The organism is Bradyrhizobium sp. JYMT SZCCT0428 (genome assembly GCF_018131075.1).
Taxonomy (GTDB): domain Bacteria; phylum Pseudomonadota; class Alphaproteobacteria; order Rhizobiales; family Xanthobacteraceae; genus Bradyrhizobium.
Genome location: NZ_JAFCLS010000037.1, coordinates 59881 through 84368, shown reverse-complemented (window position 1 = coordinate 84368; position 24488 = coordinate 59881). Strand labels below are relative to the sequence as shown.

Here is a 24488-nt window from a genome sequence, read left to right as displayed (position 1 = left end):
CACGCCGTCGTCGAGGCGTAAACCAGCGTCCACCGCAACCCGTCCAACGTCCGTGACGACGGCCGACGCCCTTCTGAGTAGGACGGGATGGCGAAAGATATGCACCTGATCTGCGTTCTGGTAAACAGAAATATTTTTTACTTCGGGGCTTGACACGATTTCCGGAAAACAGAACTGATTTGCCCGTCGGGTTGATTTGTCACATGCGGGTCGCAAGATTGCGCTTGCGTGGGGAGCGACGCAGCAAATTCGGCAGGGCTGGAAACCCGCGGCTCCGCGCCAGGCCGGCCCGCGCGGTCTACGGGGGCGTTTAGTTATTGCAGCCGGGATGGGCGGCGGATAGGCTCCCTGATGCCGACCGGATGTCGCTCGTCCTGGTTGTCCTGGCCAGGGAGCATTCTGCGGCGACCGATTACTGCGGGATACCATCTTCATGAGGCGCAAGATCGCCGCAATTCTGGTGGCCCACATCGCCGACTACGGCAGGTTGGTCGCCGAGGACGAAGAAAAGACGCTGCGGCGAATGGCGTCCTGTCGAACCACCACTGACGACTTCATTGCGGTAGCGGGCGGCCGGATTTTCAATACCGCGGGGGACGCAGTTCTTGCAGAATTCCCCAGCGCGGTCGAAGCGGTACGCTGCGCCATCGATATCCAGGAAAGCCTGCGCACGCGAAACCTCGCTTATCCCGGCAGCCGGCAGCTGAGCTATCGCATCGGCATTGGTATCGGCGACGTGGTCGAGCGCGATGGCGATCTGCTCGGCGATGGCGTCAATATCGCGGCGCGCCTGGAAGGCCTGGCCGAAATCGGCGGTATCTGCATTTCACGCGCGGTGCATGAGCAGGTGGCCGGCAAGTTGTCCGCGCGATTTATCGACATCGGCGCGCGGCAAGTGAAGAATATTCCGGCACCGGTTCATGCCTATATCGTGGTGACGTGGGACGACAGCCGATCCTCTGAAGCGTCACAGGCGAGTGCCGTTCCGGCAGGCGCAAGATCGGCCAGGACGTTGCTTGCGGTCGCACTCATCGGCGCCTTCATGCTATGCACTGCGGCTCTCGCGTTCGTTCTTGTAAACCAGAGGCCTGACGGCAAGGCTTCACCTGGCCCAACCGCTGCCGCGGCAATGCCGCCGGTGTCGACGATCGCACCCCCGGCCTCGTCACCGCCTCCGACATCGCCATTACCTCCGGCTTCGTCATCACCCGCGACATTGCCATCGCCTCCGGCCTCGTCATCACCTCCGAAACCGGCAACGCCCGCCCCAGTCATCATCCGTCGCACCAGCTCTTCCATGAGCGAACCTGATGCGCCGAAGCGTTCATTTGAAGCCTGCAGCGCGATTGCGGCTCAACGTGGCTGGAAGGGCACCGGTCATGACATGATGAACGGACAGGGTGCCTTTATGACAGCATGCATGCAAGGTCGCGAGTGAGGTTGTAGGGGTACCAAGGAAGGATTGCGTCGCCTTGTCGGCCGTGCTCGCAGAGCGAAGGCGGAAGGCCGGCTTCAATTCGTCCCAAGAGCTTCCCTTGAGAATGGCTTGGCGTCTTGCTGCGCGGCGCCATAGCGAGCGGCACCACCACAGGTGGCAAGCTTCTTGCTTGGTTGCTTTCGGCTCGAACGATGAAACAGGACACCCGCGATGCTCTCCACGCAACGCTCGCTCACAACGACCCAGCTTGGCCGCAACAGCTTCGAGGAGATTCTGGAATCCCGCACGCCATGGCGCGAAGCGGCCCTGGAGTCATTCCGACGCCGAAACGCGATCCTTGATGGTATTTTCTACGACATCGGCAAGGTAACGCGTGAGGAAACGCTGAGAATCGCGCCTTGGCTGGCACGCGAGGGCACCATTCTGGTCGTGCCGCCGACCGGCGCCGGCTCTCTCGTGCTGTGCGGCACCGTCGACGATTTTGCCGACGCCGGTGGTTCGGAAATCCGTACCCTGGTGGTTGCCGGAGTTGGCAGCTCGGCGTTGGGTGCGGCTGCTTTCGCCCGCAATGTCGCCGACGCATTTGGGACGCCGGTTGCCGCCGTGGTTTCGGGCTATGGCCTGGCAGACCTGTTGACGGAGGCTCTTGGCGGATGGTTCTGGTTTGGCACGCTTAACCGCCTTCGCCATCAGTTCGAGGGCATCGACGCGATCAGCCGTGCGCTCAATCGTCCGGAGACGGTCAGTTCAATGAGCTCTGCACCCGAACTCGGACGCCTGAGCCTCGATACAAAGACCGTCATGGAATTGCTTGCCGATCGGCGCTTCGATTTCTCGCTGCTGACCGGACATTCCAAGGGCAATTTGGTGATCTCGGAAGCGCTCTACGAGCTGGAGAATCACGCTCAAATTCCCGACGACAAGTTCTGCATCGTCACGGTTTCTGCGGCAGTCGCCATGCCCAGGCGCTACAAGAAGATCATTGACGTGATGGGCACGATTGACGGCTTCGGTGCATTGAACTCGACACCCGGAATCTCAATCGAGAAAAATTGCCCCCTGAGTTGGCATCATACGAACACGGATATGTTCTTTCACTTGCCCGTGACGAAAGTCTTCAAGGAGCTCAGGTCGGAGCGAAAGCTTTCCCTTTGAGCCAGGGGCTTGGCCGTAGGGAGGATTGGGCCGAAGGCGTAATCCGCCGGGCCGCCTAAGTCGCAAACGAAGGTGAGGGATTCAGTCCAAAATGGCGGATTACGCCTTTGGCTCCAATCCGCCCTGCGAGTTCTGTCCAAAAAAACAAGGTAAGTTGTCGGAAGCCGCGCCGGTCGTTCGTCCTGCGGACGCAATTCCTCTATCTCGACGGCGTCACGCAATTAACCGGAGCCCTCCAATGATCCCCACCATCACGGCCTTTGAAAGTTCGCCCGACCGCGGCAAGGGACAGGCACGTGACATGCGCGTTCGTTGGGCACTCGAAGAAGTGGGCCAGCCTTACGACGTTCGTCTTGTTTCGTTCAGCGAGATGAAGCAAGGCGCGCATCGTGCACTTCACCCTTTCGGGCAGATTCCGACCTATGAAGAAGGCGATCTCGCCTTGTTCGAGTCGGGGGCAATCGTGTTCCATATCGCGCAGCGCCATGCTGGACTGCTGCCTGATGATGCGATTGCCCGGGCGCGGGCGATCACATGGATGTTCGCCGCGCTGAGCACGGTGGAGCCGCCGATCGTTGAATTCGGAACCGCCAGGCTTTTTGAGAGCGACAAGCCCTGGTCCGCGCAACGCATGCCTCTCCTCGAGGAACGCGTCCGTGACCGGCTGGGCGAACTTTCCCGTCGCCTCGGCAATGCCGACTGGATCGATGGTGCGTTCAGCGCCGGTGACCTTCTGATGGTAACCGTGCTGCGCCGGTTGAATGCATCTGGTATATTGAGCGAATATCCGAATCTCTCCGCCTACGTGGCACGCGGCGAAGCGCGGCCGGCGTTCAAGCGTGCGTTCGATGCTCAATTGGCGGTTTTTGCCGCAGCATCGAATCCGTAGGATGGGTGGAGCGCAGCGATACCCATCAACTTCGTCATTGGTGGTGATGGTGATGGGTTTCGCTTCGCTCTACCCATCCTACAGGCTATCCGCTACGCCGGCACCCGCCCGCCGAAAAACGGCATCAGCGCGTGGCTCAGCGTGTGCGGCCGCTTCGAGGTGAACACCATCTCGGCGCCGGCGGTGTCGGATTCGCGGCCGGGTCCACCAAGCAAATCGGAGACGCGCCGCGCGATGGCGGGCGCGGGGTCGATCCAGTCGACCGGCCATGGCGCGAGTTTTACGAGGCGATCGAGCAACAGCGGATAGTGGGTGCAGGCCAGCACGACGGTGTCGGTGCGGGCGTTGCCGTGATCGACGAAGCAGGGCGTGAGTTCGGCCGAGATGTCCTTGTCGCTGACATAAAAGCCGTTGAGTGCGCGTTCGGCCAGCGAGGCCAGTTCGGCCGAGCCCACCAGCGTCACCTCGCAGCCTTGCGCGAAATCGTCGATCAGCTTCCTGGTGTATTCGCGCTTCACCGTGCCCTTGGTGCCGAGCACCGACACGCGTTTGGTTCTTGAGCTGGCGCAAGCCGGCTTGATCGCGGGCACGGTGCCGACGAACGGCACGGAATAGGCGCTGCGCAGATGCGACATGACCAGCGTGGAGGCGGTGTTGCAGGCGATCACCACCAGATCGGGGGTGTGGGCCGCGATCAGTTCGCCGACCAGCGGCACCACCCGGGCGATGATCTGCTCTTCGGTATGGTGGCCATAGGGGAAGAACGCATCGTCGGCGACATAGACGTAATGGGCATCGGGCCGCGCGCCCACGATCTCGCGCAAGACCGTGAGGCCGCCAAGGCCGGAATCGAAGACGAGAATCGTTGGAGGAGCTGCCACGCTGCGACTTTAGCCGATCCGCGGTTACCGTTCAGTTGTTTTGGCGTTTCGGGGGCGGCAATTTGCACAAATCGGTGATTTGCAATGATTCAGGTCGCGTTGATTGTCGCCGCTGGCTATCAGGATAAGCCATTGCCGCTACGAGCGAAATCGTCGACCCCCGAGTTCAGAGGCTGCGCGGGAAATGATCCGGAATACACAAGCGAGTTGGGGCAGTGTTGCCCGCGGGTTCCACTGGCTGCTCGGCATCGCCATCGTCGGCATGATTGCCTTTGGCTGGTGGATGAACCATTTTCCGGCGCGGCCCGACCGCTTCTTCTATCGCTCAATCCACGCCGATATCGGCTATGCCGTGCTGCTCTTGATGGTGCTGCGACTGATCTGGCGCGGCCTCAATCCGACGCCGGTCTTGCCCGATGCCTCACCGCGCTGGGAACGGATTTTGGCGCGCGTCAGCCATGGCGCGCTCTATGCCGTCACCATCCTGGTCGCCATGTTGGGCTGGGCGCATTCCGGCGCGCGTGCGCAGAACTATTCGGACTGGTTCGGGCTGTTTCATGTCCCGCAGTTTACCGCGCCCGACCGCGCCGCCGCGCAGGCCTGGGAAGACCGCCACATTTTCTTTGCCTACGTGCTGCTGGCGCTGATCGTGATCCATGCCGTGGCCGCGCTGTGGCATCATTTTGTCAGGCGCGATCGGGTGGCGTCGCGGATGATCGACGGTGAGGCAGGGTGAGGGGATATAGAGCGGCGTTCATTCTTACCTCGCCCCGCTTGCGGGGAGAGGTCGGATTGCATCGTAGATGCAATCCGGGTGAGGGGGTACAGGTCCATCGATAAATCACGACGGAGGAGAGAGGCCCCTCACCCCAACCCTCTCCCCGCAAGAGCGGGGCGAGGGAGATCAACACCTTCGCCTCACGACTCGCGTCGTCAACCCGCCGGCATCGACTTCTCGATCAGCCGCACCCAGTAGGATGCGCCGTGGCCGAGGATATTGTCGTTGAACGTGTAGCCGGGATGGTGGCATTCATTGCCGTCGCCCATGCCGAGAAAGATGAAAGCGCCGGGGCGCGCTTCCAGCATGAATGCGAAATCTTCCGAACCCATCAGTGGCAACGCGCGCTCGTTGACGCGGTCGGCGCCGACGACATCGCGGGCCACTTCTGCGGCGATGCCGGCCTCTCGCGCGTGATTGACCGTCACCGGATACGAACGTGTGTATTTGATCTCGGCCGATCCGCCGTAAGCCCGCGCCACGCTGTCGGCAACCTCGCCGATGCGGCGCTCGACGAGATCGCGGATTGCAGGATCGAGCGTGCGCACCGTTCCACCGAGCTTGGCGGTCTCCGGGATGATGTTGAAGGCGGTGCCGGCCTGGAACATGGTGATCGAGATGACGGCCGATTTGAGCGGATCGACATTGCGCGATACGATCGACTGCAACGCGTTGACGATCTGCGAGCCGACCAACACGCTGTCGACCGCGTTGTGCGGACCGGAGCCCGCATGGCCGCCCTTGCCGTGCACCGTGATCTCAATCTTATCCGCTGAAGCCAGCATTGCGCCCGGCGTGGTGTGGAAGTGCCCTTCGGGCAAGCCCGGCATGTTGTGCAGGCCATAGACCTCCTGAATGCCCCAGCGGGTCATCAATCCATCGTCGACCATCGCCTTGCCGCCGGCGCCGCCTTCTTCGGCCGGCTGGAAGATGACGACAGCCGTACCGTCGAAATTGCGCGTCTCGGCGAGATATTTGGCCGCGCCAAGCAGCATCGCGGTGTGCCCGTCATGGCCGCAGGCGTGCATCTTGCCGGGAATCTTGGAGGCGTAGGGAACACCCGAAGTCTCCTCGATCGGCAGCGCATCCATGTCGGCGCGCAGGCCGATGGTCTTGCCGGACGTGCTCTTGCGGCCGCGGATCACGCCGACGACGCCGGTGCGGCCGATGCCCGTCACCACCTCGTCGCAGCCGAATTCGCGCAAGCGGTCGGCTACGATGCCGGCGGTACGGTGGACTTCGTAGAGCAACTCCGGATTCTCGTGGAAGTCATGGCGCCAGGCGGCCATTTCATCTGACAAGGCGGCGATGCGGTTGACGATGGGCATGGGAAATCCGTTTCTTGTGTTGTTCGTTTGCGGCTTGAAAGCGCTCTAACCCTTGTAATTCTACGCTGCCCCGAACACGCGCCTGAAGATCGTGTCGACGTGCTTGAAGTGATAGCCGAGGTCGAAGCGTTCCTCGATTTCGGCGTCGCTCAGATGCTTCTTCACGTCGGGGTCTTTTTTCAGCAGCGTCAGGAAATCGCCTTCGCCGCGCCATACCGGCATCGCGTTGCGCTGCACGTATTTGTAGGCGTCCTCGCGGCTGGCGCCCTTTTGCGTCAGCGCCATCAAAATCCGCTGCGAATGCACGAGGCCGCCGAGGCGGTCGAGGTTCTTCTGCATGTTCTCGGGGTAAATCAAGAGCTTCTCGACCAGGCCGGCGAGGCGCATCAGCGCGAAATCGAGCGTCACGGTGGCATCGGGGCCGATCATGCGTTCGGCGGACGAGTGCGAGATGTCGCGCTCGTGCCAGAGCACGATGTTCTCCATCGCCGGCATCGCATAGGCGCGCACCATGCGCGACAGACCGGTGAGATTTTCCGACAGCACCGGGTTGCGCTTGTGCGGCATCGCCGAAGAACCCTTCTGGCCCTCGGAGAAGAACTCTTCGGCTTCCAATACTTCCGTGCGTTGCAGGTGGCGGATTTCGGTGGCGAGACGTTCGACCGAGGAGGCGATCACCCCGAGGGTTGCAAAATACATCGCGTGGCGGTCGCGCGGGATCACTTGCGTCGAGATCGGCTCCGGCGTCAGTCCCATCGCCTTGGCGACATGTTCTTCGACGCGCGGATCGATCTGCGCAAAGGTGCCGACGGCGCCTGAGATCGCGCAGGTCGAGACTTCCTTGCGGGCGGCGACCAGGCGCTCGCGGGCGCGGGAAAATTCCGCATAGGCATAAGCGAGCTTGAGGCCGAACGTTACGGGCTCGGCATGGATGCCGTGGGAGCGGCCGATGGTCGGCGTCATCTTGTGTTCGAAGGCGCGCTTCTTCAGCGCCGCCAGAACCTTGTCGATATCGGCGAGCAAAAGATCGGCGGCGCGGGTGAGCTGGACGTTGAAGCAGGTGTCGAGCACGTCGGAGGAGGTCATGCCCTGATGAATGAAGCGCGCCTCGGGGCCGACGATCTCGGCCAGATGGGTCGTGAAGGCGAGGACGTCGTGCTTGGTCTCGCGCTCGATCTCGTCGATGCGGGCGATGTCGAATGTGACGTTACGCGCCTTGGCCCAGACGGTTTTGGCGGCTTCCTTCGGGATGACGCCGAGTTCCGCCTGCGCGTCGGCCGCATGCGCCTCGATCTCGAACCAGATCTTGAAGCGGGTCTGCGGCTCCCAGATGGAGGCCATTTCCGGGCGGGTATAGCGGGGGATCATCGACGACTCCGGGGAATTGTTTTTTACGCCGTGCTTTAGCAGGGCCGCCCAAATGAGACAAACAAAGCCAGACAAACGGCGGGGAAAAACGGCCGGGATACCGCTGGGCCTGGCTTGAGCCGAGTCTTGGCGGAAGGGGCGGCCGGAAAGGCCCCCAATCACGAAAAACTGAATGACAGATATTGAAATCTGTCAGCGAGACATGCTATATCCTTCTTCGACGCAACGCATAGGGGCGTCATCCGGGCTCGCTGGCACTGAGCCCGGGTACTTGAAGAGGACTTAAGCCATGACAATCGAAATCATTAATCTGACGACACAACTCAGCCGCTGGCTGAACGCCCAGGTGGCCCGCCATCTGGAAGCCCAGGCCACCCGTTTGGGACCGCTGAAAAGCTGAACCTTCCAAGCGCTAGAGCATTGATGCTCTAGCTTCTTGTTTTGACGCGTTTTCTTCGAAATCGCTCTAAAGGGATCAAATGACCACCCGTTCCATCATTCCGCAGGTGCGCGCATGAACGAAGTCGTGGTTTTGACCCCTGAGCGAATTCTCGAGGTTACCGAGGACGTATTGCGCCGCTACGGGCTGGCCAAGGCCACGGTGGTCGACGTTGCCCGTGCGCTGGATGTCAGCCACGGCAGCGTCTACCGGCATTTCCCCAGCAAGGCGTCGCTGCGCCAGGCGGTTGCAAAACGCTGGCTCGACCGCGCCAACGCGCCGCTGCAGAAGATCGCCGAATCCTCCGGGCCGGCGCCTGCCAGGCTCGAGAAGTGGCTGCGCACGATGTTCGAGATCAAGTACAAGAAGGTTTCCGAAGATCCCGAGATGTTCCAGACCTACCTGACGCTGGCGCAGGAGGCCTGCGAGGTCGTACACGCGCACAAGGAGCGCCTGGTCGGTCAGGTCGCGGATATTCTGTCCGACGGCGTGAAACAGGGGGTCTTCCAGGTCACCGACGTCAAGGTTTCAGCGCGCGCGGTGTTCGACGCCACCATCCGCTATCATCACCCCGCGCATTCGGACGAATGGAGCAGTCCGGAAACGGCTGCTCGGATCGACGCGCTGCTGGCGCTGGTGATCAAGGGCCTGGAAGCGCCGAGGAAGCGCTGATCCGCGGCGGGCCCCTGCATATCCCAGCCTTCCGCATCATTGCGGGCCGCATGCCTCCCGGTGTTTGATATCCATCAAGCCACGTGCCGGCAGCGGCGCGATCACGGACGTGGAGGAAGTTGTGCGTCTTGCGGTGTTTGCGGATATCCATGCCAACCGGCAGGCGTTCAGCGCCTGCCTTGCGGCGGCGCGCGCGCGGGGCGCCGAGCGGATCATCTGCCTCGGCGACGTCGTCGGCTATGGCGCCGATCCCGAATGGGCGGTCGAGACCGTGATGGACCTCGTCCATGACGGCGCCATCGCCGTGCGCGGCAACCACGACAACGCCATCGGCACGCCCTCCGAGACCATGAATGGCGCGGCCCAGGCCGCGATCGAATGGACGCGCGGGCGCCTCAGCGCGCCGCAGCGGCGGTTCCTCGCCGAATTGCCGCTGACGCAACAGGAAGACGATCGCCTCTACGTGCATTCCGAAGCAAGTCATCCGGCGCGCTGGCGCTACGTCGAGGGCACCTCGGAAGCCGCCCGCAGTATCGAGGCCACCGACGCTCACGTTACCTTCTGCGGGCACATCCATCAGCCCGCGCTCTATTCGATGTCGTCGGCGGCGAAGATGACGGGTTTCGTGCCGACCTCTGATGTACCGGTGCAACTGCTCGGCGGCCGGCGCTGGCTGGCCGTTGTCGGCTCGGTCGGACAGCCGCGCGACGGCAATCCGGCGGCGGCGTTTGCGATGCTCGATACCGCGACGCGCGAGATTACCTATTGCCGCGTGCCGTATGACGTCGAGACCGCGGCGGACCGGATTCGCGCCAACGGCCTGCCGCGCTGGCTGGCCGATCGTCTGCTCGAGGGGCGCTGAGATGGCGAAGCCTTCGATTGAGCCGGGCGCAGAGCTCGACGGTTTTGCGATCGGCGAGCGCGTCCATCAAGGCGGCATGGCGACGCTGTGGAGCGTGACCCATCCCGGCATCACTGTGCCGCTCTGATGAAGATCCCGAGGATTTCCGAGGGCGAGGATCCGGCGGCGATCGTCTCTTTCGAGATGGAGCAGATGATCGTGCCGCGACTCGCCGGCCCGCACGTGCCGCTTTGTTTCGGCTCCGGCGATTTCGACCGGCAGCCTTATGTGGTGATCGAGCGCATCCCCGGCAAAACGCTCTATGACCGGCTCGGCGATCTGCCGATCCCGTATGAAGAGGCGAGGGTGATCGCCGGCAAGATCGCCACCGCGCTGGCCGATCTGCACCGCCAGAACGTCATCCATCACGACATCAAGCCGAGCAGCATCATGTTTCGCGACAGCGGCGAGGCCGTGCTGATCGATTTCGGGCTGTCGCATCACAATCAATTGCCTGATCTCTTGCAGGAAGAATTTCGTCTGCCCTACGGCACCGCGCCCTACATGGCGCCGGAGCGCCTGCTCGGCGTGCGCGACGATCCGCGCAGCGATTTGTTTTCACTCGGCGTGCTCCTGTATTTCTTCACCACCGGCGTGCGGCCGTTCGGCGAAAGCGAAACCCTGCGCGGCATGAAGCGGCGGCTGTGGCGCGATCCCTATCCGCCGCGAAAGCTCAAGCCCGACTATCCGCTTTGGCTGCAGGAAATCGTGCTGCGGTGCCTGGAAATCGAACCGGTCTGGCGTCACCCGACGGCGTCGCAACTGGCGTTCGAGCTGGCGCATCCGGATCAAGTCAAGCTCACCGCGCGGTCGGAACGCCTCCAGCGCGATCCGCTCACCACGGTGTGGCGCCGCCGCTTCAATCGCGGGCTGACGCTGCCGAAACCCAAATCGGATGTCGCAGCGCAACTGGCGTCGGGGCCGATCGTGGCGGTCGCCATCGATACCGAAGAAGGCTCGGGACCGCTCAATGAATGCCTGCGCGCGACCGCCGAGCAGTTGTTGGCGACGCTGCCGTCGGCGCGGCTCGCCTGCATCAACGTGCTGAAACTCGGCCGCATCACCATCGACCGGACGCTCGACGAGCAGGGCAACAACAAGCACATCGACCGGCTGGTGGCGCTGCGGCACTGGGCCTCGCCATTGAAACTCGACGAGAGCCGGCTCACGGTGCATGTGCTGGAGGCGATCGATCCGGCATCGGCGATTCTGGAATTCACCGCAGTCAACCGCGTTGACCATATTGTCATCGGCGCGCGCCAGAATTCGATGATGCGGACGTTTCTGGGCAGCGTCTCGGCCAAGGTCGCGGCTGAGGCGGCCTGCACGGTGACCGTGGTGCGGCCGCCGCGCTCGGCCGTGGCGCAAGATAAGAGCAGCAGCACGCCGAAGGCGATCGAGGCTTAAGGCGTCATCTGAAGCGCTGCACGTGATCGATCAGCGCGCGCAGCTTCGAGGCCGTGTTGCGTCGGCTTGGATAATACAAATAGAAGCCGGCGAAGCGCGGGCAATATTCTTCCAGAACCGACACGAGCTCGCCGCGCTCGATCGAGGCGCGAAAGCTCGCTTCCATGCCAAAGGTGATGCCATAGCCGGCGACGGCGAGCTTGATCATCAGCGCCATGTCGTTGGTCGTGATCTCGGGTGCGACGGCGACGCTGAACTCCTTGCCGCGCTCGGCGAATTCCCAGCGATAGGGTGCGACCTTGGGCGCGGGGCGCCAGCCGATGCAGCGATGGCCTGCAAGCTCGCTCGGATGCGAAGGCGCTCCGAACCGGTCGCGGTACGCCGGTGCGCAAACCGCAAGCTGGCGCTCGTCGCCCGCGACGGACACCGCGATCATGTCCTGCTCGATCACTTCGCCGAGTCTCACCCCGGCATCGTATCCCTCGGCGACGATATCGAATTCCTCGTCGGTCACGGTGATGTCGATCTGGATTTGCGGATTGGCCTCGGCAAACGCCGCCAGGAACGGGCCTGCGAGAAAGCGCTCCGCGATCGATGAGACGGCCAGCCGCAGCTGCCCGCGCGGCAGCCCGCGCAAATTCCCTGTCGTCTCGATGGCCGCGCGCATCTCTGCAATCGCGGGCGCCGTCTCGGCAAAGAGGCGTTCGCCGGCCTCGGTCAGGCTGACGCTGCGGGTCGTGCGCTGCACCAGTGCAATGCCGAGCGTCTCTTCCAGCCGCCGGATCGTCTGGCTGACCGCCGAGCGCGTGACGCCGAGGCGGTCGGCCGCCGCGCGAAAACTCCGCTCCTCGGCCACGAGGGCGAAGACGGCCAGCGCGTTGAGGTCTGGCTCCATTGGTTAGATTTTCTTTCTATGTTGGGAAGAAATAGTCGGCTTCCGGCGACAATGGGCTGGATCTAGCTTCCTGGCAACCGCCCAATGGCGGCTCGCAAACTCAGCCAGGAAGAAGACAAATCATGTCGCTCAACAAAGTCATCCTTGTCACGGGCGCTTCGAGCGGCATCGGCGCCGCCATTGCCCGGGAGCTCGGCGCCGCCGGCGCGAAGGTCATGCTTGGTGCGCGCCGCACCGACCGGCTCGACGCGCTCGCGGAGGAAATCAGGGCCAGGGGCGGGGAGGCCATGCCGCGCCGCGTCGACGTCACCGACCGCGCCGATGTCGCCGCGTTCGCCGAAGCGGCGCGCGAGGCCTGGGGCCGCGTCGACGTCATCGTCAACAATGCCGGCGTCATGCCGCTTTCGCTGATGGCCTCGATGAAGGTCGATGAGTGGGATCGCATGGTCGACGTCAACATCAAGGGCGTGCTGCACGGCATTGCCGCGGTGCTGCCGGAGATGGCGGCCCGGGGTTCCGGCCATGTCATCAACATCGCCTCGATCGGCGCGCTCTCGGTATCGCCGACCGCTGCGGTTTATTGCGCGACCAAATATGCGGTGCGCGCGATCTCGGACGGGTTGCGGCAGGAACACAACAACATTCGCGTCACCTGCATCCATCCCGGCGTGGTCGAGAGCGAGCTTGCCGACACAATTACCGATCCGGTAGCGGCGGAAGCGATGAAGACCTATCGGGCCATTGCGCTGCAGCCGGATGCGATCGGTCGCGCCGTCCGCTTCGCCATCGAACAGCCCGAGGACGTCGACGTCAACGAGATCGTCATCCGGCCGACAGCCTGCAAATAAGGAGGCAGAAATGGGTTTTGGTTTTCACAGGCAACCGCCTACGCGCCGTTGCATGCTTGCAGCCATCGCATTGTTCGCCGGTGCTGTCGTGTTCTCCCTCGAGAAAGGTCTTGCTCAGATGAATTCCGTTCAAAAATCTGCTGCCCAGCCGGCACAAAACCATCCCTATGCGGGGATGTGGATCACGGCCGACGGGAACATCCGTCACAACCTGCTTCCGAACGGCCGCTACGACGAAGCCCGCGGCAATCGCGAGAGCGCCTACCAGGGACGCTATGAGGTCAGGGGAAATCACATCGATTATTGGGATGACACCGGTTTCACCGCCGATGGCGAATTCATCGACGGCGTGCTGCATCACGGCGGCATGATCTTGCGCCGGAAGGAATAGCGGTTCCGCACCAGCGCCGGGTGCACAGGCAGCTTGGGCAGTCTGGCGTCAGGCGGCGCGAACCTGATCGATCGGGCGCTTCTCGTCGCGTGGCGGCTTGGTGTCGCGATCCTGCCAGACCTCGAAGAACTGGATGATTTCGCGGCAGGGTTCGCAACGGAACATGTTGCGCGACGACGCCGTCTTCGACATCTCGTTCAGACAGCTTGGACAAAGCGGATTCATGGCTCTCTCGAAATTCTTTGGCTGTAAAATTCTCAGGTTGAGCGAACAGTTCCCACGCACGGCGCAAAAATGCGAACAGGCCGGCTTCGACTTGGGGGAACGGTATTAACGGCGATCCTGTAACCGCGTCCGGCTTTCCAATTCGTAAAGATCGGACCGGGAACCGCTATCGAGCCGGTCCATCGCCGGCCGGCGCCGCTCGTACCGGCTGAAGAAGAATTCGAGATCGGGACGCGGGCGCCGCGCGATCAGGCGCTTGCGCCTCACCGATCGCCTGGCGATCACGCCCATGGCTCACATCCAGCGGGGAACGCGATTGTTTGTGCGCCGCTTTGTGCCGGGCTCTGCCGCTACCAGGCAAACGGTGACGGCTGCATTCAGGGCCAACCACAACGCCACGCCGGTCCAGACAAATGTCATCGTCATGATGCCGCCCTCCGCGAAATTCGGAAGCGCGTTGTGCGTGATTTGCCTGAATACGTGAAGACCGGACTTCTACGGTAGCCCGCACGAAGTTTGTGCATGCGGCGGCGCAATATGAATTGCTGCAGGTGCGGTGCGTAAGCTGCGCGACGGCACTATTCGCGAGCCAGCGGATTGTCGACGTCAGCTACGCGCCGGACTCACTCGAGTGTCTGCACAGGCGGTGGTGACGTTGCCGCAGGCGCTGCTGTCGTCGCCGCAGGCGCCGATGTCGTTGCCGCGGGCGGCGATGGCCTCGCGCTCGGCGCTGCATTGCTGGCTTCGTTTCTGGTCGTCGCGACACGCGCATCTTTTTCGACGCGAGCGGTGGCGGGCCTGGTTTCGCGAACAACTTCCGCTCGCGCGCCACGCACGCGCTCTTTCGAGGCTTGCCGGCGCGGACGCTGCGATCCGGACCGATCAATTCCCCAGGACCGTGCGATCGCAGGCCCAGCCGAATAGCCGATGAAGGCGCCTGCGACTGCGCCAATCGGCCCGAGCACCACAGCGCCCGACACCGCGCCCAATGCAGCGTCGCCAGCCCGGTGCTGCGCAAAGGCTACGGAGGGCGCAAGCAGCAGGATCATGGCGGCTGCGGTGAGGGCTTTGGTCATGGGCTGGTTCCGTCGAGAATGAGCTGCGACGGTGTTACGGCTTTATGGCCAGACCATGAACCTTCGTGGCCAGACGATGAAGCTTCATGGTCAAGACGATGACGCTTCGGGTTCCATCAGCCGCGAGCGGAACTTTGGCGAGTGCCGGCCGACCGGGCCGCGTCTTCGCGACGTGCACGCTCGAGGATATCGCGCACCGCTACGGCGTCTCGAATGCAGTGAAACCCATAATGGCCGGTGTGATCGGTATCGGCAGCACGGGGCGAAATGCCGGACGCGAAATACAGGGCGCAGGGGCCGCGGCCAATGTCGAGGATCTCGAAGGTCGCGTCCATATCGCTGAACAAGGTGTCGGTCACGGTTGGCTTGCCGAAGGTGCGCACGATCAGCGCGCGGCGATTGGTGATCACGTACAGCGTCTGCAGGTCGTGCAGCAGCACCAACAGAGGTGCGCCAACCATCGCTACCCCGAGCACCAGGAGGAACATGGCCGATTCAGCGATCCAGCCTCTGGTGACCGCAATCGCGACGAGAGCCAGCCAGGGAATTCCGATCCACCACAGAAATCGCCAAAACATCATGCGGGCAATACCATCGGGCTGCCCCTGCCACAGCACGCGCTCGCCGCGTTGCAGTGACTGGGCCAGCAGCCATCGCAGCTTCGCGGTAAACAACGTCGATCGGATTTCATCCATGCTCATGCCCGTTGGTCGCTTGCAGTGCAGGAATGGTTCGGACCGCGTCGCCACAACGTTGGATGGCGCGGTCTCGCAAGCGGGATTTGGCGGAAACGCTAGAGCGTGATGATTTCTCTTCGATTCATCATCCCGCTCTAGTCTTTTGTTTGAGCATGATCTCCGCGCAAACGCTGCGCGTTTGTCGCGAGGGAAAACCGGCTCCCACTTTTCCGGATCATGCTCTAGTCGCGCTGCGAGTTTCCGCTACGTGCGCGCTCGAGAATGTCCCGCACAGCGGAGGGATTTCGAATGCCACGAAACCCGTAGCGGCCGGTGTAGTCGGTATCGGGCGACCGGGTCGAAACACCGGACGCGAAATTCAGGTGGCCTGCGCCGCGGCCAATGTCGAGGATTTCGAATGTCGCGTCCATGTCCTTGAACGAGGTGCCCTTGACGGTCGGCCTGCCCCAGGCCGTGCGCAAAATCAGCGCGCGGCGATTGGTGATCACGCATAGCGTCTGCCAATCGTACAGCAGCATCACCAAGGGGGCCGCGATCATTATGACGCCGGACAGCAGAAAGAACATCGCCGATTGATCGATCCAGCCTTTGGCGGTCGCGACGACGGCGAGCGTCAGCCACGGGAATCCGATCCACCACAGAAACCGCCACATCATCATGTCGGCGACAGCGTCGGGCTGGCCCTGCCAGAGCACGCGTTCGCCGCGTTGCAGTGCCTCGGCAAGCAACCGCTGCAGCGTCGCGGAAAACAGCGTCGATCGAATTTCATCCATGCTCATGCCGTTTGGTCGCTTGCGGTGCAAGAATGGTTCGGACCGCAACGTTGGATGGCGCGGTCGCCGGGGATGGCGTAATATGCGGCGTGGGGCTTCTGCTACCGGTGAAGGAGGATCTCCCATGTATGCCGCCATTCGTCAGGGCAAGGCAAAGACCGGCATGGCCGAAGAACTGGCACGCAGGATCAAGGAAGGCGCCATCCCGATCATCAGTGATGTCGAAGGTTTCATGGCCTACTACGTGGTCTATGCGCCCGACGACACCGTGACGGCGATCAGCATCTTCAACAATTACGCAGGCGCGGAGGAGTCGAACCGGCGCGGGATCGCGTGGATCGAGCAGAACCTGACGCCGCTGCTCACCGGACCAGCGACGGCGGTTGCCGGACCGGTGATCGTCCATACGCTGGCCTAGACTAGTTGAGGAATCGTAGGGTGGGCAAAGCGAACGGGTCGGGCGAATGCGCGCCGGACGGCAGGCTCCGCGTGCCCACCGACAGAAAGATGGTGAGCACGGCGCCAGCGCGCCTTTGCCCACCCGACGAATTGGCAGCAAGCAGAAACGGCGTCGCTCGCCAGGGCGTGAACCCGTAAATCTGTAGTCGTCGGTGGAGTCCGCTTTGGTGCGCACAACGGACTCAAGTCGGACATCGCTCCATGTCCGAAAAGTGCCAATTCCAGACCTGAGCAGATGCAGCAAACTAAGCCAACTTACTCGATCACTTCGTCGCGTGCGCCGAGCAGGGTAGTTGGCACGTCGATGCAGAGCACCTTCACTGTCTTCTTGAGGTTGATGACCAGCTCGAACTTGGTCGGCGCCTGAACTCCATGGCCGGATAGAAGATCTTCGAGCCAAGGTCCGCAGATACCCTGCGGAATCATTCGATCACGCGGTCGATTCGCAGAAGGACGGAGGGCGGGACTTTAATTCCGAGAATCGTCGCTATCTTGAAGTTCACCACAAGTTCGAAGCGCGTCGGCTGCTCTACTGGAAGCTCGCTCGGTTTTGCTCCCCTGAGGACTCTGTCCACGTAGCGCGCCACGCTACGGAAGCTTTCTTGCGCGTCCGGCCCGTAGGACATCAAACCACCCGCGTCCACGAATAACCGGGATGAAAAGATCGTCGGCAGCCGCTGACTTACGGCGAACTCTGCGATCATGCTGCGGTAAGCCAGGGTTCTATAATCGAAAAAGGTCAGCATCGCGTGCGGCCGGTCGGATTTGATTTCCGCGAAGGCGCGTTCGAGGTTCGTGAGCCGCGTCACATCATAGGGCTCGAGCAAGATTCCTAGGCGCCGAGCGGCGGCCTGAGCCTCTTCCAGCTCGCGCATATGCGCCGGATGAGCCGAAGTCCAAAGTGCAGCGACGCGCGACAGGGCTGGTAGCACCTCCTTCAGGAGCTCTACCTTTTTGCCGGCGAGTTCCGGTTGCATAGCCGAGATACCGGTGACGTTCCCCCCAGGGCTGGCGAGGCTGGCGACCAGTCCGTTCCCCACCGGGTCCGAGACATATGTGAAAACCACAGGGATGGCTTGAGTCGCTTGCTTGGCGGCCAATGCGGGGACCACGCCGGTAGCCGCGATCAGATCGACTCCTTTCTCGACCAGCGTCTCCGCCGCATCAGGCAGCAGTTCAGGATAAGACTCGGCCGAGCTATATTCGATTTTGATGGTTTCGCCCTCGATGTAGCCGAGTTCGCGCAAACCCTGTAGGAATGCTGCGCGTTCGGGAGACGGTTTGTCCGAAATCGGACTCAAGGTTAGATAGCCGATGCGCGGTATTCGCGCAGAAGACTGTCGGGCGCCGAGTGGCAGCGGCCAAACGACTGACGCCGCCGCGCCGCCGAGCAGCGTGATGAACTCCCGCCTTCTCATGTCGAACATAGAGCTTCCTCCTGGGCTACTTCCCAGGGGGCGAGGAGGGAGTTGGTTTCCGCTCCTATGCTCCCGAGCATACGGTAGCACAGATCACCATTACGCGGGAGAACGCTGCGCCGCGGACTTTCAAGCCAGCTTATGTCGCAGTTGGGTCATTCGCGTCGGTTTGGCCGGACCACGGCAACTTCCGGTCTACCCCATTGAACGGACATCGCCAGATCGGCCCGGCTCTTCAGGCGACATCAATCCGTCTATTCGATCACCTCGTCGGCGCGAGCGAGCAAGGTCGGCGGAATGATCAGGCCAAGTGCCTTCGCAGTTTTGAGGTTGACTACCAGTACGTATTTTGACGCTTGCTCCACTGGAAGGTCTGCCGGTTTTGTGCCTTTGAGAATCTTGTCAATGTACGTTGCCGCGCGTCGATAGAGGTCGTTGAAATCCGCGCCATAACTCATAAGACCACCCGCGTCCACGTTTGGTCTGTACGCAAAGATCGCGGGCAGCTGGTGCTTCAACTGCAATTCGGCCAAGAGTGGTCCCTGTGCGTTGAAGATCGGGGACCCCAAGACGAGAATACCACGGACGCTTTCTCGAGTCATTGTCGAGAATGCTCCCTCGATTTCCGCGATGGTTCCAGCGGGAGTTATGACCAGCTCGACGCCGAGTTTTTCGCTCGCAGCCTCCATCGCCTTGATAGCGGTTGGATGAGAGGGGGTCGTGGGATTCCAGAGAACACCGATCCTCGTTGCGTGTGGCAAGGCTTCTCTCAAAATCTCCAGCTCCTTAACGGAGAGTTCAGTGAGAAGCATCCAAAGTCCGGTGATATTGCCGCCCGGCCGCGAGAGACTCACCACATCCCCAAGACCGACGGGGTCCGCATGTGTTGCGAAGACAATCGGGATCGTTTTGGTCACCTTTCGGGCAGCTTCAACATGGGTTGAGGCAGGTGCGAAAATAACATCAACATTCATGCTGGCGAGCTGGGCGGCGAGATCAAGCGTCTGGTCAGCCCGCTCCGCCCATCGGAACTTAATGAGAATATTCTTGCCCTCAACGTAGCCGAGAGCACGCAAGCCGCTCCGCAGAGCCTCAACCTCGCTCGTCCAATTGGACGCCGGGCCAAATCCCAAATACCCGATCCGCCACACCTTTCCCAACTGTTGCCCGCGCGCCGCAAGCGGCCAACCAGCCGCCGCGCCGCTCAGAAGCGAGATGAACTCGCGTCGTTTCATTGCAAATCTCGCCCTCGATGATCTCAACGCGAGCGTAAGCAATTCTCCGCACAGCTCAAGCGGTCTGATGTCTCAGTTGGGTCAATCGCGTCGGTCTGACGGTCGGCCAGCGACTTCCGGTCTACCCCCGTCAACGGACATGGCCAGATCGGCCCGGCTCTTCCGCTTCGTGCCAATAGTCGACATCAAGATTGGTACAAGCTATCGCGATAATGGCCAAAGCGAACGAGCCAAGAGCATTCTTAATCCTGGTGCGCTCCTGCTTGAACAAGGTCGGCCAGTTGGGGTCGTAGTCACGACAACGATCGACCTTACTCCGTATTCTCCATGCTAACCCCGTGATAGTCTTTTCTCGGAATCGTATCACGAGGGTAGCGGCCAAGGCATCACCGCTGGATTATCGTGCCGCTAGGGCAAGTCCGCTTCTTGTGCGCGAACGCTTCCGCCGATCTGCTCGTCCTCCGCTGTCATCAGCAGGAATGCGACAAGCGGCTGCTTCGAGAAGCTCTGATAATCGTGCGGTGGTCGTGACGCCGGCGACGGGAACACTGTTAATTAGCTCCGGCGATCTAAGTTGAAACAAAACCCCGATATATTGGAACGGGGTCACTTTGTTCATCGGATCGGCGAAGCCAAATCTCGCGCCAATAGGTGAGTTCGCAGCGCGAGCACCCCCCCATGCCAAAGCCCATGTAAGAGCATCCGCAGGTCGAGTCCTCGAGACACACCGTGTTGCGGAGCGGCGTCATCTGTCCTGTACCATCCACAATTATCTTGTCGAGCCGCCCCTTCACCCGACGCCGCTGGCCGCATGATCGACGCATGTCAGGCGAGAACCACAGCCCGCGATTAAGCCCGCGCACGTCCAAGGTCTCAATGATGCTCTGCATCGATTTCACTTCGACCCATTCGCCGGGCTGGAGGTTCAGGCTTTCCACCGGCGTGGACTTGCTGCTTCCGCGCGGATACTCGCCGACCAACATCCGACGAAATTTCAGAAATAGCCATATTCCACTGTGTTGTGCCATTTGCAGGGCGGTGAAATTGCCCGCACGGAGTCCGCTCAAAAGTCTTCCTAATTTTTCCCACCGCGACAGGGGATCGGTTGCTTTCAACAATTCACTAGCCTGACAAATGTAGGTCTTCGCTCCGATCGACACTTTGAGGCGGGTTCGCAATCGATCCAAACTTCGCAAATCCACCTGCGATTGACCTGTCGTGTCTTCGACTTTTCTGAGCCAGGCTTCGCGCCAGAAAATTACGCACGCCTTCTGACAACCGTCGTGGGCGGCGCCGGAGCAGCGGACGCCATCGAGGGTGACAACGTCATCGGCTCTGAACGCCCGGGGCGAGCCTGGTCCTGAGAAGCATATCGGCAATGCTCGTCTTGAGACCCTAAATCTTCGCCCACAAAATTGTATCATTTCCGGCATGAACGGCAGATGGTCCAATGCTCCGTTGGCATCCAGGGTTTGCAGGATTTCGTCCGGCGCCTTCACTTCCACAAGGTCGTCGCGGTAAAGTCTCTTGGTTGGTTGGTTCATGAAGTTACCTCAAAATTGTCTGGTAAATTCCGCGAGAACGCATAAGGCTCGCAGCCCTGCTGCGAGCTTTCGCCTAGCCCTAGCTCATTGTGGTGGGGGCCAGTGCGCCGCGACATTGCGGCCCACGCATTCAGCCCGATGATCTCGAATGGCGCTCGAACACGCGCATTGCAAGACCGCTAAGAGGCATGGGCTTGCCTCCTTGTCCTTGCCCGTGGCGCTCCACTTGGCCGTAGCAAAAACAACCTTGTCGTCTCCCCTCCGTCGATGACCTCCGGCTTATGTGCCATCACGCCGTTGGAGCGAGAAACCGGCCATCCGGTTTCTGAGTACGCACACGCAAAAGAAGGTCGGTGTGGCGTTATGCGGCATTGACAGCTCGGTTTGCCAGAAATGCGCGCCGCCTGCGGCAATATGTCTTATTGAGTAGTCAAGAAGGATATGGGCGCGCACCGCGGTGGACTGACGATGACGATCCCACGACGTGCTGTCGCCCTTGGCGAATGCAGCCTGCAGCTCGGAGAAGTTGGTACGGCCTTCGTGGACGACGGCATCCTCGCCATCAATGATCGCTTGCCCAGAATATCGAAGGCCACCACCGGGTTATCGTGCCGCGATGGTAAGTCCGCTTCGGGTCGTTCGCGTCGATTTTGACACGTCCGCAGCATGTCCGGTCACGGGGTAATCTCGGCAGTTCCGGTTGTCCGGTTTTGCCGGTTGAAGGCATCGGTTTGGCCGTGATTCAAGCGCTATTTCTGACGCGAGCGGACATTCCAATTTAGCGAAACCAAGCCGACCATGCCGGGGACGCGGTTAGCTATGCGGCTATCAGAATGAAGGCCGTTCCCGATGTGCGTGTGGTGCACGACATCATCCGGAAGGCATCGGCGACGACGTCCTGACTGAGCTAGATCGCTTCGCCGCGCGCCATCGCCGCCGCATTGCGGATCGCGGATATGTTGGTCTTGTAGGCTTCCACGGTGCCGCCCTTGAACACCGCGGAGCCCGCGACCAGCGCGTTGGCGCCGGCGGCGGCGAGTTCGCCCGCGACGTCAGGACCGACGCCGCCGTCGACCTCGATATCGATCGGACGGCCCGCGGTCATCGCCCGGATGTCGCTGATCTTGCCGAGCGCCGAGCGGATGAAGGCCTGGCCGCCGAAGCCGGGATTGACCGACATCACGAGCACGAGGTCGATCAGGTCGATGACGTATTCGATTGCGCTTACCGGCGTGCCCGGATTGAGCGAGACGCCGGCCTTCTTGCCGAGCGCGCGGATCGCCTGCAGCGAGCGATGCAGATGCGGACCCGCCTCGGCGTGGACGGTGATCTGGTCGCAGCCGGCCTTGGCGAAGGCTTCGAGATAGGGATCGCACGGTGCGATCATCAAATGCGCGTCGAAGATCTTCTTGGTATGCGGGCGCATCGCCTTGATGACGTCGGGGCCGTAGGAAATGTTCGGCACGAAGTGCCCGTCCATCACGTCGAGATGGATCCAGTCGGCGCCGGCGGCGTCCACCGCGCGGACTTCCTCGCCCAGCCTGGAGAAATCCGAAGCGAGGATCGACGGGGCAATGACGAGCGGACGCGAGGCAAATTGCTGGGACATGTGCGCTCCGGTGCACAAGGGACGGATTCCCCCGCGTATCATGCAGGGCGGCCGGGGGCAATGCGGCTGCGATGACTCTGGTCGAGCGGAAAAATCTGCCGCGGCGGGCAGCTATTGCCGGGCAGGTTCCTGCCTCGACGGCCCGGGCAAGATCAGGAAAGCCGCGGTTTTGTTGGGTTTCTCGCCGTGGCATGGCGCTTGCTGAGGAACCGGCATGAACGAAGGGCCGCGCTCTGCGGCGTTGTTGGGGTTCTGTCATGTTGCTTGCTCTTGGTGCCGCGTCATCGGCGATCGATGCCCTCCAGGCGCTGACTTCCTCGAAGTCGTCGTCCGCAAAAGCCACCGGAACTGCCAAGACAAGCCTGTTCGACTCCTTCGCGACTGCCTCGGCCTCGACCGGTTCGAGCAGCAGCGCCGGAGGCAACGGCGGTTCGCAGATCTCGCCGGCAACCATGAGCGCGCTGCTGGCCGCGCAAAGCCAGTCCACCACGGGATCGACCTCACAGGAGCCCACGAGCCGCTCGGACGCGCTCAAGAGCCTGTTCGCGCAGATCGACGGCAATGGCGACGGCAAGATCACCAAATCGGAATTCGAGGGCGCGCTGGGCGCCGGCGGCACCAATCTGGATAATGCCGACAGCGTCTTCGGCAAGCTCGACAAGGACGGCGACGGCTCGGTCAGTCTTAGCGAATTGGCGTCGGCGCTGAAGGGCGGCAAGGGCCGCCACCATCGCGCCGCCAGCGGTTCGGGCGAGGGCGGATCGAATTCCGATCCCCTGATGCAGGCGCTGCAGGGCGCATCCAGTACGTCCGTCACCAACAGCGACGGTTCGGTGACGACATCGCTGACCTATGCGGACGGTTCCAAGGTTACGATGACGTCGGCTGCATCGGCGAGCGCTTCGAGCGCCGCAACATCGTCGTATAATATCATCGAGAAGATGATCCAGCGTCAGGCGCAGGCGATTTCGGCCTCGGCCACCGCGTCGCTCTCGTTGAGCGCCTAAACTAGTCTAGAGACCCGGCGATGAGCTTCGGAGTGCGACCTAGCCGAAGCGATCCCTCCACGCCGGTAGCGCGCCCAGAAAGGGCAGCGCGGTCGCCTGGTGGACGCCGCGCGCGATCGCGCGGGCGACCACGTTGGCCGCCACCATCCCGAGTTCGGTGAGGCCGTGCCGCGGATCGACCGGCTTCCTGCCGGTCGCCGCCGCAAACACCACATCGCCGTCGGTTGGCGCATGCACCGGGTAGATCGCGCGCGCCATGCCGGTTTGTGCGATCATCGCGAGGCGCTTGGCCTGCGCTTTCGTCAGCACCGCGTCGGTGACGACGACGACCAGCGTGGTGTTTTCTCCGGAGATCGGTTCCGGGCCACCCTTGAGCCGCGCCTTCAGCATGTCTTTTGTGAATGACGGCGGCAGTCCGCGTCCGCCATACTCGCCGCCCATTTCAAACGGCGCCGCCCAGAACCACGGCCCGTCGCCGACCGTCACGCTGCCGACGGCATTGACCACCGCAAGCGCCGCCACCATGACGCCGTCTTCGGTTTGCGCGGAGGCCGAACCAAGGCCGCCCTTGAAATTGGCGGTGGTGGCGCCAAGCCCGGCGCCGACGCTGCCGAGCGCGAAATCGGTGCCAGCCGCGCAGGCGGCGGCATAGCCGAGATCGCGATAGGGCGGGAAACGTCCCCAGGCCTTGTTGCCGCCGTTGAGAAGATCGAAGCAGATCGCGCCGGGCACGATCGGGATAATCGCTTCGCGGATCCGCAGGCCGCGCCCCTGTTCGGCGAGCCAGGCCTGCACGCCGCCCGCGGCATCCAGCCCAAGCGCGGAACCGCCGGAGAGCGTAATCGCGTCGACGGCCTCGACCGTGGCTTCAGGCTTGAGCAGGGCTTCATCGCGGGTGCCGGGGCCGCCGCCGCGGACATCGATCGACGCGGTCGCGGGGTTATCGAAAATGATTGCAGTCACGCCGGACGCGACGGAAGCGTCTTCGGCGTGGCCGACGCGAACGCCGGAAATGTCGGTGAGAAGGTTTTTCAAGATGCCGGTCCGTTCAAGT

24 protein-coding genes and 2 pseudogenes are annotated in these 24488 nt (G+C 62.1%); 11 read left to right on the top strand and 15 right to left on the bottom strand.

The genetic code is table 11. The annotated features are described in order from the left end of the window. Nucleotides 1-433 precede the first annotated feature (433 nt). The 3 genes and pseudogenes from JQ575_RS46620 to JQ575_RS31065 all read left to right on the top strand — a co-directional run. Nucleotides 434-935 (top strand): annotated as a pseudogene (locus JQ575_RS46620) (adenylate/guanylate cyclase domain-containing protein); the annotation flags it as partial. Nucleotides 936-1648: 713 nt separating this feature from the next. Then, complete coding sequence (locus JQ575_RS31070; RefSeq protein ID WP_212036993.1) at nucleotides 1649-2593, top strand: hypothetical protein; 945 nt, start codon at nucleotides 1649-1651, stop codon at nucleotides 2591-2593. A gap of 238 nt (nucleotides 2594-2831) precedes the next feature. Continuing rightward, nucleotides 2832-3482: a glutathione S-transferase family protein gene (locus JQ575_RS31065; protein WP_212036992.1), complete on the top strand. Its 651-nt coding sequence runs from the start codon at nucleotides 2832-2834 to the stop codon at nucleotides 3480-3482. A gap of 92 nt (nucleotides 3483-3574) precedes the next feature. Here JQ575_RS31065 and murI read toward each other — a convergent pair whose 3' ends face one another. Next, nucleotides 3575-4363: a glutamate racemase gene (gene murI, locus JQ575_RS31060; RefSeq protein ID WP_212036991.1), complete on the bottom strand. Its 789-nt coding sequence runs from the start codon at nucleotides 4361-4363 to the stop codon at nucleotides 3575-3577. A 184-nt stretch (nucleotides 4364-4547) separates the two neighbouring features. Here murI and JQ575_RS31055 point away from each other — a divergent pair, with 184 nt between their 5' ends. After that, nucleotides 4548-5099: a cytochrome b gene (locus JQ575_RS31055; protein WP_212036990.1), complete on the top strand. Its 552-nt coding sequence runs from the start codon at nucleotides 4548-4550 to the stop codon at nucleotides 5097-5099. A gap of 197 nt (nucleotides 5100-5296) precedes the next feature. Here JQ575_RS31055 and JQ575_RS31050 read toward each other — a convergent pair whose 3' ends face one another. Both JQ575_RS31050 and purB read right to left on the bottom strand, forming a co-directional pair. Further along, the gene (locus JQ575_RS31050; RefSeq protein WP_212036989.1) at nucleotides 5297-6469 is read right to left on the bottom strand and encodes a M20 aminoacylase family protein; all 1173 of its coding nucleotides are present in this window, start codon (nucleotides 6467-6469) and stop codon (nucleotides 5297-5299) included. A gap of 60 nt (nucleotides 6470-6529) precedes the next feature. Continuing rightward, entirely contained in the window at nucleotides 6530-7837 is a 1308-nt protein-coding gene (gene purB / locus JQ575_RS31045) for an adenylosuccinate lyase (protein ID WP_211996325.1), read from the bottom strand. Nucleotides 7838-8351: 514 nt separating this feature from the next. Between purB and JQ575_RS31040 the strand changes: the two genes are divergently transcribed. From JQ575_RS31040 to JQ575_RS31030, 3 genes and pseudogenes are all read left to right on the top strand, one after another. After that, complete coding sequence (locus JQ575_RS31040; protein ID WP_212036988.1) at nucleotides 8352-8948, top strand: TetR family transcriptional regulator; 597 nt, start codon at nucleotides 8352-8354, stop codon at nucleotides 8946-8948. A 121-nt stretch (nucleotides 8949-9069) separates the two neighbouring features. Next, the gene (locus tag JQ575_RS31035; RefSeq protein ID WP_212036987.1) at nucleotides 9070-9810 is read left to right on the top strand and encodes a metallophosphoesterase; all 741 of its coding nucleotides are present in this window, start codon (nucleotides 9070-9072) and stop codon (nucleotides 9808-9810) included. Between the two features lies 1 nt (nucleotide 9811). Further along, nucleotides 9812-11256: pseudogene (locus tag JQ575_RS31030) on the top strand (protein kinase domain-containing protein). 4 nt (nucleotides 11257-11260) lie between these two features. Here JQ575_RS31030 and JQ575_RS31025 read toward each other — a convergent pair. Further along, on the bottom strand, nucleotides 11261-12151 hold the full coding sequence (locus tag JQ575_RS31025) for a LysR family transcriptional regulator (RefSeq protein WP_212036986.1): 891 nt from the start codon (nucleotides 12149-12151) through the stop codon (nucleotides 11261-11263). Nucleotides 12152-12273: 122 nt separating this feature from the next. Here JQ575_RS31025 and JQ575_RS31020 point away from each other — a divergent pair, with 122 nt between their 5' ends. Next, nucleotides 12274-12999, top strand: coding sequence for an SDR family oxidoreductase (locus tag JQ575_RS31020; protein WP_212036985.1), 726 nt, complete (start codon nucleotides 12274-12276; stop codon nucleotides 12997-12999). Between the two features lie 10 nt (nucleotides 13000-13009). Beyond that, complete coding sequence (locus JQ575_RS31015) at nucleotides 13010-13390, top strand: Atu4866 domain-containing protein (RefSeq protein WP_249167004.1); 381 nt, start codon at nucleotides 13010-13012, stop codon at nucleotides 13388-13390. A 48-nt stretch (nucleotides 13391-13438) separates the two neighbouring features. On the opposite strand, the gene JQ575_RS31010 is transcribed toward JQ575_RS31015, so the two are convergent. The 5 genes from JQ575_RS31010 to JQ575_RS30990 all read right to left on the bottom strand — a co-directional run bounded on the left by JQ575_RS31010 (nucleotide 13439) and on the right by JQ575_RS30990 (nucleotide 16162). Continuing rightward, the gene (locus JQ575_RS31010; RefSeq protein WP_212036984.1) at nucleotides 13439-13615 is read right to left on the bottom strand and encodes a hypothetical protein; all 177 of its coding nucleotides are present in this window, start codon (nucleotides 13613-13615) and stop codon (nucleotides 13439-13441) included. Nucleotides 13616-13720: 105 nt separating this feature from the next. Continuing rightward, the gene (locus tag JQ575_RS31005) at nucleotides 13721-13906 is read right to left on the bottom strand and encodes a hypothetical protein (RefSeq protein WP_212036983.1); all 186 of its coding nucleotides are present in this window, start codon (nucleotides 13904-13906) and stop codon (nucleotides 13721-13723) included. 332 nt (nucleotides 13907-14238) lie between these two features. Next, nucleotides 14239-14691 carry a hypothetical protein gene (locus JQ575_RS31000; RefSeq protein WP_212036982.1) on the bottom strand — a complete coding sequence of 151 codons (453 nt, stop codon included), beginning with the start codon at nucleotides 14689-14691 and terminating at the stop codon, nucleotides 14239-14241. 116 nt (nucleotides 14692-14807) lie between these two features. Then, nucleotides 14808-15392, bottom strand: coding sequence for a hypothetical protein (locus JQ575_RS30995; protein ID WP_249167003.1), 585 nt, complete (start codon nucleotides 15390-15392; stop codon nucleotides 14808-14810). A 218-nt stretch (nucleotides 15393-15610) separates the two neighbouring features. Next, entirely contained in the window at nucleotides 15611-16162 is a 552-nt protein-coding gene (locus JQ575_RS30990) for a hypothetical protein (RefSeq protein ID WP_212036981.1), read from the bottom strand. Nucleotides 16163-16286: 124 nt separating this feature from the next. Here JQ575_RS30990 and JQ575_RS30985 point away from each other — a divergent pair, with 124 nt between their 5' ends. Next, nucleotides 16287-16580: an antibiotic biosynthesis monooxygenase gene (locus tag JQ575_RS30985; protein ID WP_192734137.1), complete on the top strand. Its 294-nt coding sequence runs from the start codon at nucleotides 16287-16289 to the stop codon at nucleotides 16578-16580. Between the two features lie 296 nt (nucleotides 16581-16876). On the opposite strand, the gene JQ575_RS30980 is transcribed toward JQ575_RS30985, so the two are convergent. From JQ575_RS30980 to rpe, 5 genes are all read right to left on the bottom strand, one after another. Further along, entirely contained in the window at nucleotides 16877-17047 is a 171-nt protein-coding gene (locus JQ575_RS30980) for a hypothetical protein (RefSeq protein WP_212036980.1), read from the bottom strand. Beyond that, nucleotides 17044-18048, bottom strand: coding sequence for an ABC transporter substrate-binding protein (locus JQ575_RS30975; RefSeq protein ID WP_212036979.1), 1005 nt, complete (start codon nucleotides 18046-18048; stop codon nucleotides 17044-17046). Before JQ575_RS30975 ends, JQ575_RS30980 begins: the two co-directional genes overlap by 4 nt. 245 nt (nucleotides 18049-18293) lie before the next feature. Next, nucleotides 18294-19274 carry an ABC transporter substrate-binding protein gene (locus tag JQ575_RS30970; protein WP_212036978.1) on the bottom strand — a complete coding sequence of 327 codons (981 nt, stop codon included), beginning with the start codon at nucleotides 19272-19274 and terminating at the stop codon, nucleotides 18294-18296. A 569-nt stretch (nucleotides 19275-19843) separates the two neighbouring features. After that, nucleotides 19844-20818, bottom strand: a complete 975-nt coding sequence (locus JQ575_RS30965) for a hypothetical protein (protein ID WP_212036977.1) — start codon at nucleotides 20816-20818, stop codon at nucleotides 19844-19846. Nucleotides 20819-21725: 907 nt separating this feature from the next. Continuing rightward, nucleotides 21726-22427, bottom strand: coding sequence for a ribulose-phosphate 3-epimerase (gene rpe / locus JQ575_RS30960; RefSeq protein ID WP_212036976.1), 702 nt, complete (start codon nucleotides 22425-22427; stop codon nucleotides 21726-21728). A 257-nt stretch (nucleotides 22428-22684) separates the two neighbouring features. On the opposite strand from rpe, the gene JQ575_RS30955 reads away from it, so the two are divergent. Then, a complete protein-coding gene (locus JQ575_RS30955) occupies nucleotides 22685-23434 on the top strand; it encodes an EF-hand domain-containing protein (protein ID WP_212036975.1) in 750 nt (249 codons plus the stop codon). Nucleotides 23435-23473: 39 nt separating this feature from the next. Here the strand turns inward: JQ575_RS30955 and JQ575_RS30950 are convergent, their stop codons facing one another. Next, nucleotides 23474-24469 carry a P1 family peptidase gene (locus JQ575_RS30950; RefSeq protein ID WP_212036974.1) on the bottom strand — a complete coding sequence of 332 codons (996 nt, stop codon included), beginning with the start codon at nucleotides 24467-24469 and terminating at the stop codon, nucleotides 23474-23476. Nucleotides 24470-24488 lie beyond the last annotated feature (19 nt).

Excerpts from the sequence above, each read along its gene's own strand:
- JQ575_RS31000 (WP_212036982.1), bottom strand. The coding sequence starts at position 14,691 with ATGACCAAAGCCCTCACCGCAGCCGCCATGATCCTGCTGCTTGCGCCC.
- JQ575_RS31025 (WP_212036986.1), bottom strand. The coding sequence starts at position 12,151 with ATGGAGCCAGACCTCAACGCGCTGGCCGTCTTCGCCCTCGTGGCCGAG.
- JQ575_RS30970 (WP_212036978.1), bottom strand. The coding sequence starts at position 19,274 with ATGAAACGACGCGAGTTCATCTCGCTTCTGAGCGGCGCGGCGGCTGGT.
- JQ575_RS31050 (WP_212036989.1), bottom strand. The coding sequence starts at position 6,469 with ATGCCCATCGTCAACCGCATCGCCGCCTTGTCAGATGAAATGGCCGCC.
- JQ575_RS31070 (WP_212036993.1), top strand. The coding sequence starts at position 1,649 with ATGCTCTCCACGCAACGCTCGCTCACAACGACCCAGCTTGGCCGCAAC.
- JQ575_RS31015 (WP_249167004.1), top strand. The coding sequence starts at position 13,010 with ATGGGTTTTGGTTTTCACAGGCAACCGCCTACGCGCCGTTGCATGCTT.
- JQ575_RS31040 (WP_212036988.1), top strand. The coding sequence starts at position 8,352 with ATGAACGAAGTCGTGGTTTTGACCCCTGAGCGAATTCTCGAGGTTACC.
- JQ575_RS30985 (WP_192734137.1), top strand. The coding sequence starts at position 16,287 with ATGTATGCCGCCATTCGTCAGGGCAAGGCAAAGACCGGCATGGCCGAA.
- JQ575_RS31065 (WP_212036992.1), top strand. The coding sequence starts at position 2,832 with ATGATCCCCACCATCACGGCCTTTGAAAGTTCGCCCGACCGCGGCAAG.
- JQ575_RS30965 (WP_212036977.1), bottom strand. The coding sequence starts at position 20,818 with ATGAACCAACCAACCAAGAGACTTTACCGCGACGACCTTGTGGAAGTG.
- JQ575_RS31005 (WP_212036983.1), bottom strand. The coding sequence starts at position 13,906 with ATGGGCGTGATCGCCAGGCGATCGGTGAGGCGCAAGCGCCTGATCGCG.
- JQ575_RS31010 (WP_212036984.1), bottom strand. The coding sequence starts at position 13,615 with ATGAATCCGCTTTGTCCAAGCTGTCTGAACGAGATGTCGAAGACGGCG.
- JQ575_RS30955 (WP_212036975.1), top strand. The coding sequence starts at position 22,685 with ATGTTGCTTGCTCTTGGTGCCGCGTCATCGGCGATCGATGCCCTCCAG.
- JQ575_RS30980 (WP_212036980.1), bottom strand. The coding sequence starts at position 17,047 with ATGATTCCGCAGGGTATCTGCGGACCTTGGCTCGAAGATCTTCTATCC.
- JQ575_RS30975 (WP_212036979.1), bottom strand. The coding sequence starts at position 18,048 with ATGTTCGACATGAGAAGGCGGGAGTTCATCACGCTGCTCGGCGGCGCG.
- JQ575_RS31020 (WP_212036985.1), top strand. The coding sequence starts at position 12,274 with ATGTCGCTCAACAAAGTCATCCTTGTCACGGGCGCTTCGAGCGGCATC.
- purB (WP_211996325.1), bottom strand. The coding sequence starts at position 7,837 with ATGATCCCCCGCTATACCCGCCCGGAAATGGCCTCCATCTGGGAGCCG.
- rpe (WP_212036976.1), bottom strand. The coding sequence starts at position 22,427 with ATGTCCCAGCAATTTGCCTCGCGTCCGCTCGTCATTGCCCCGTCGATC.
- JQ575_RS31055 (WP_212036990.1), top strand. The coding sequence starts at position 4,548 with ATGATCCGGAATACACAAGCGAGTTGGGGCAGTGTTGCCCGCGGGTTC.
- JQ575_RS30990 (WP_212036981.1), bottom strand. The coding sequence starts at position 16,162 with ATGGATGAAATTCGATCGACGCTGTTTTCCGCGACGCTGCAGCGGTTG.
- JQ575_RS30995 (WP_249167003.1), bottom strand. The coding sequence starts at position 15,392 with ATGAGCATGGATGAAATCCGATCGACGTTGTTTACCGCGAAGCTGCGA.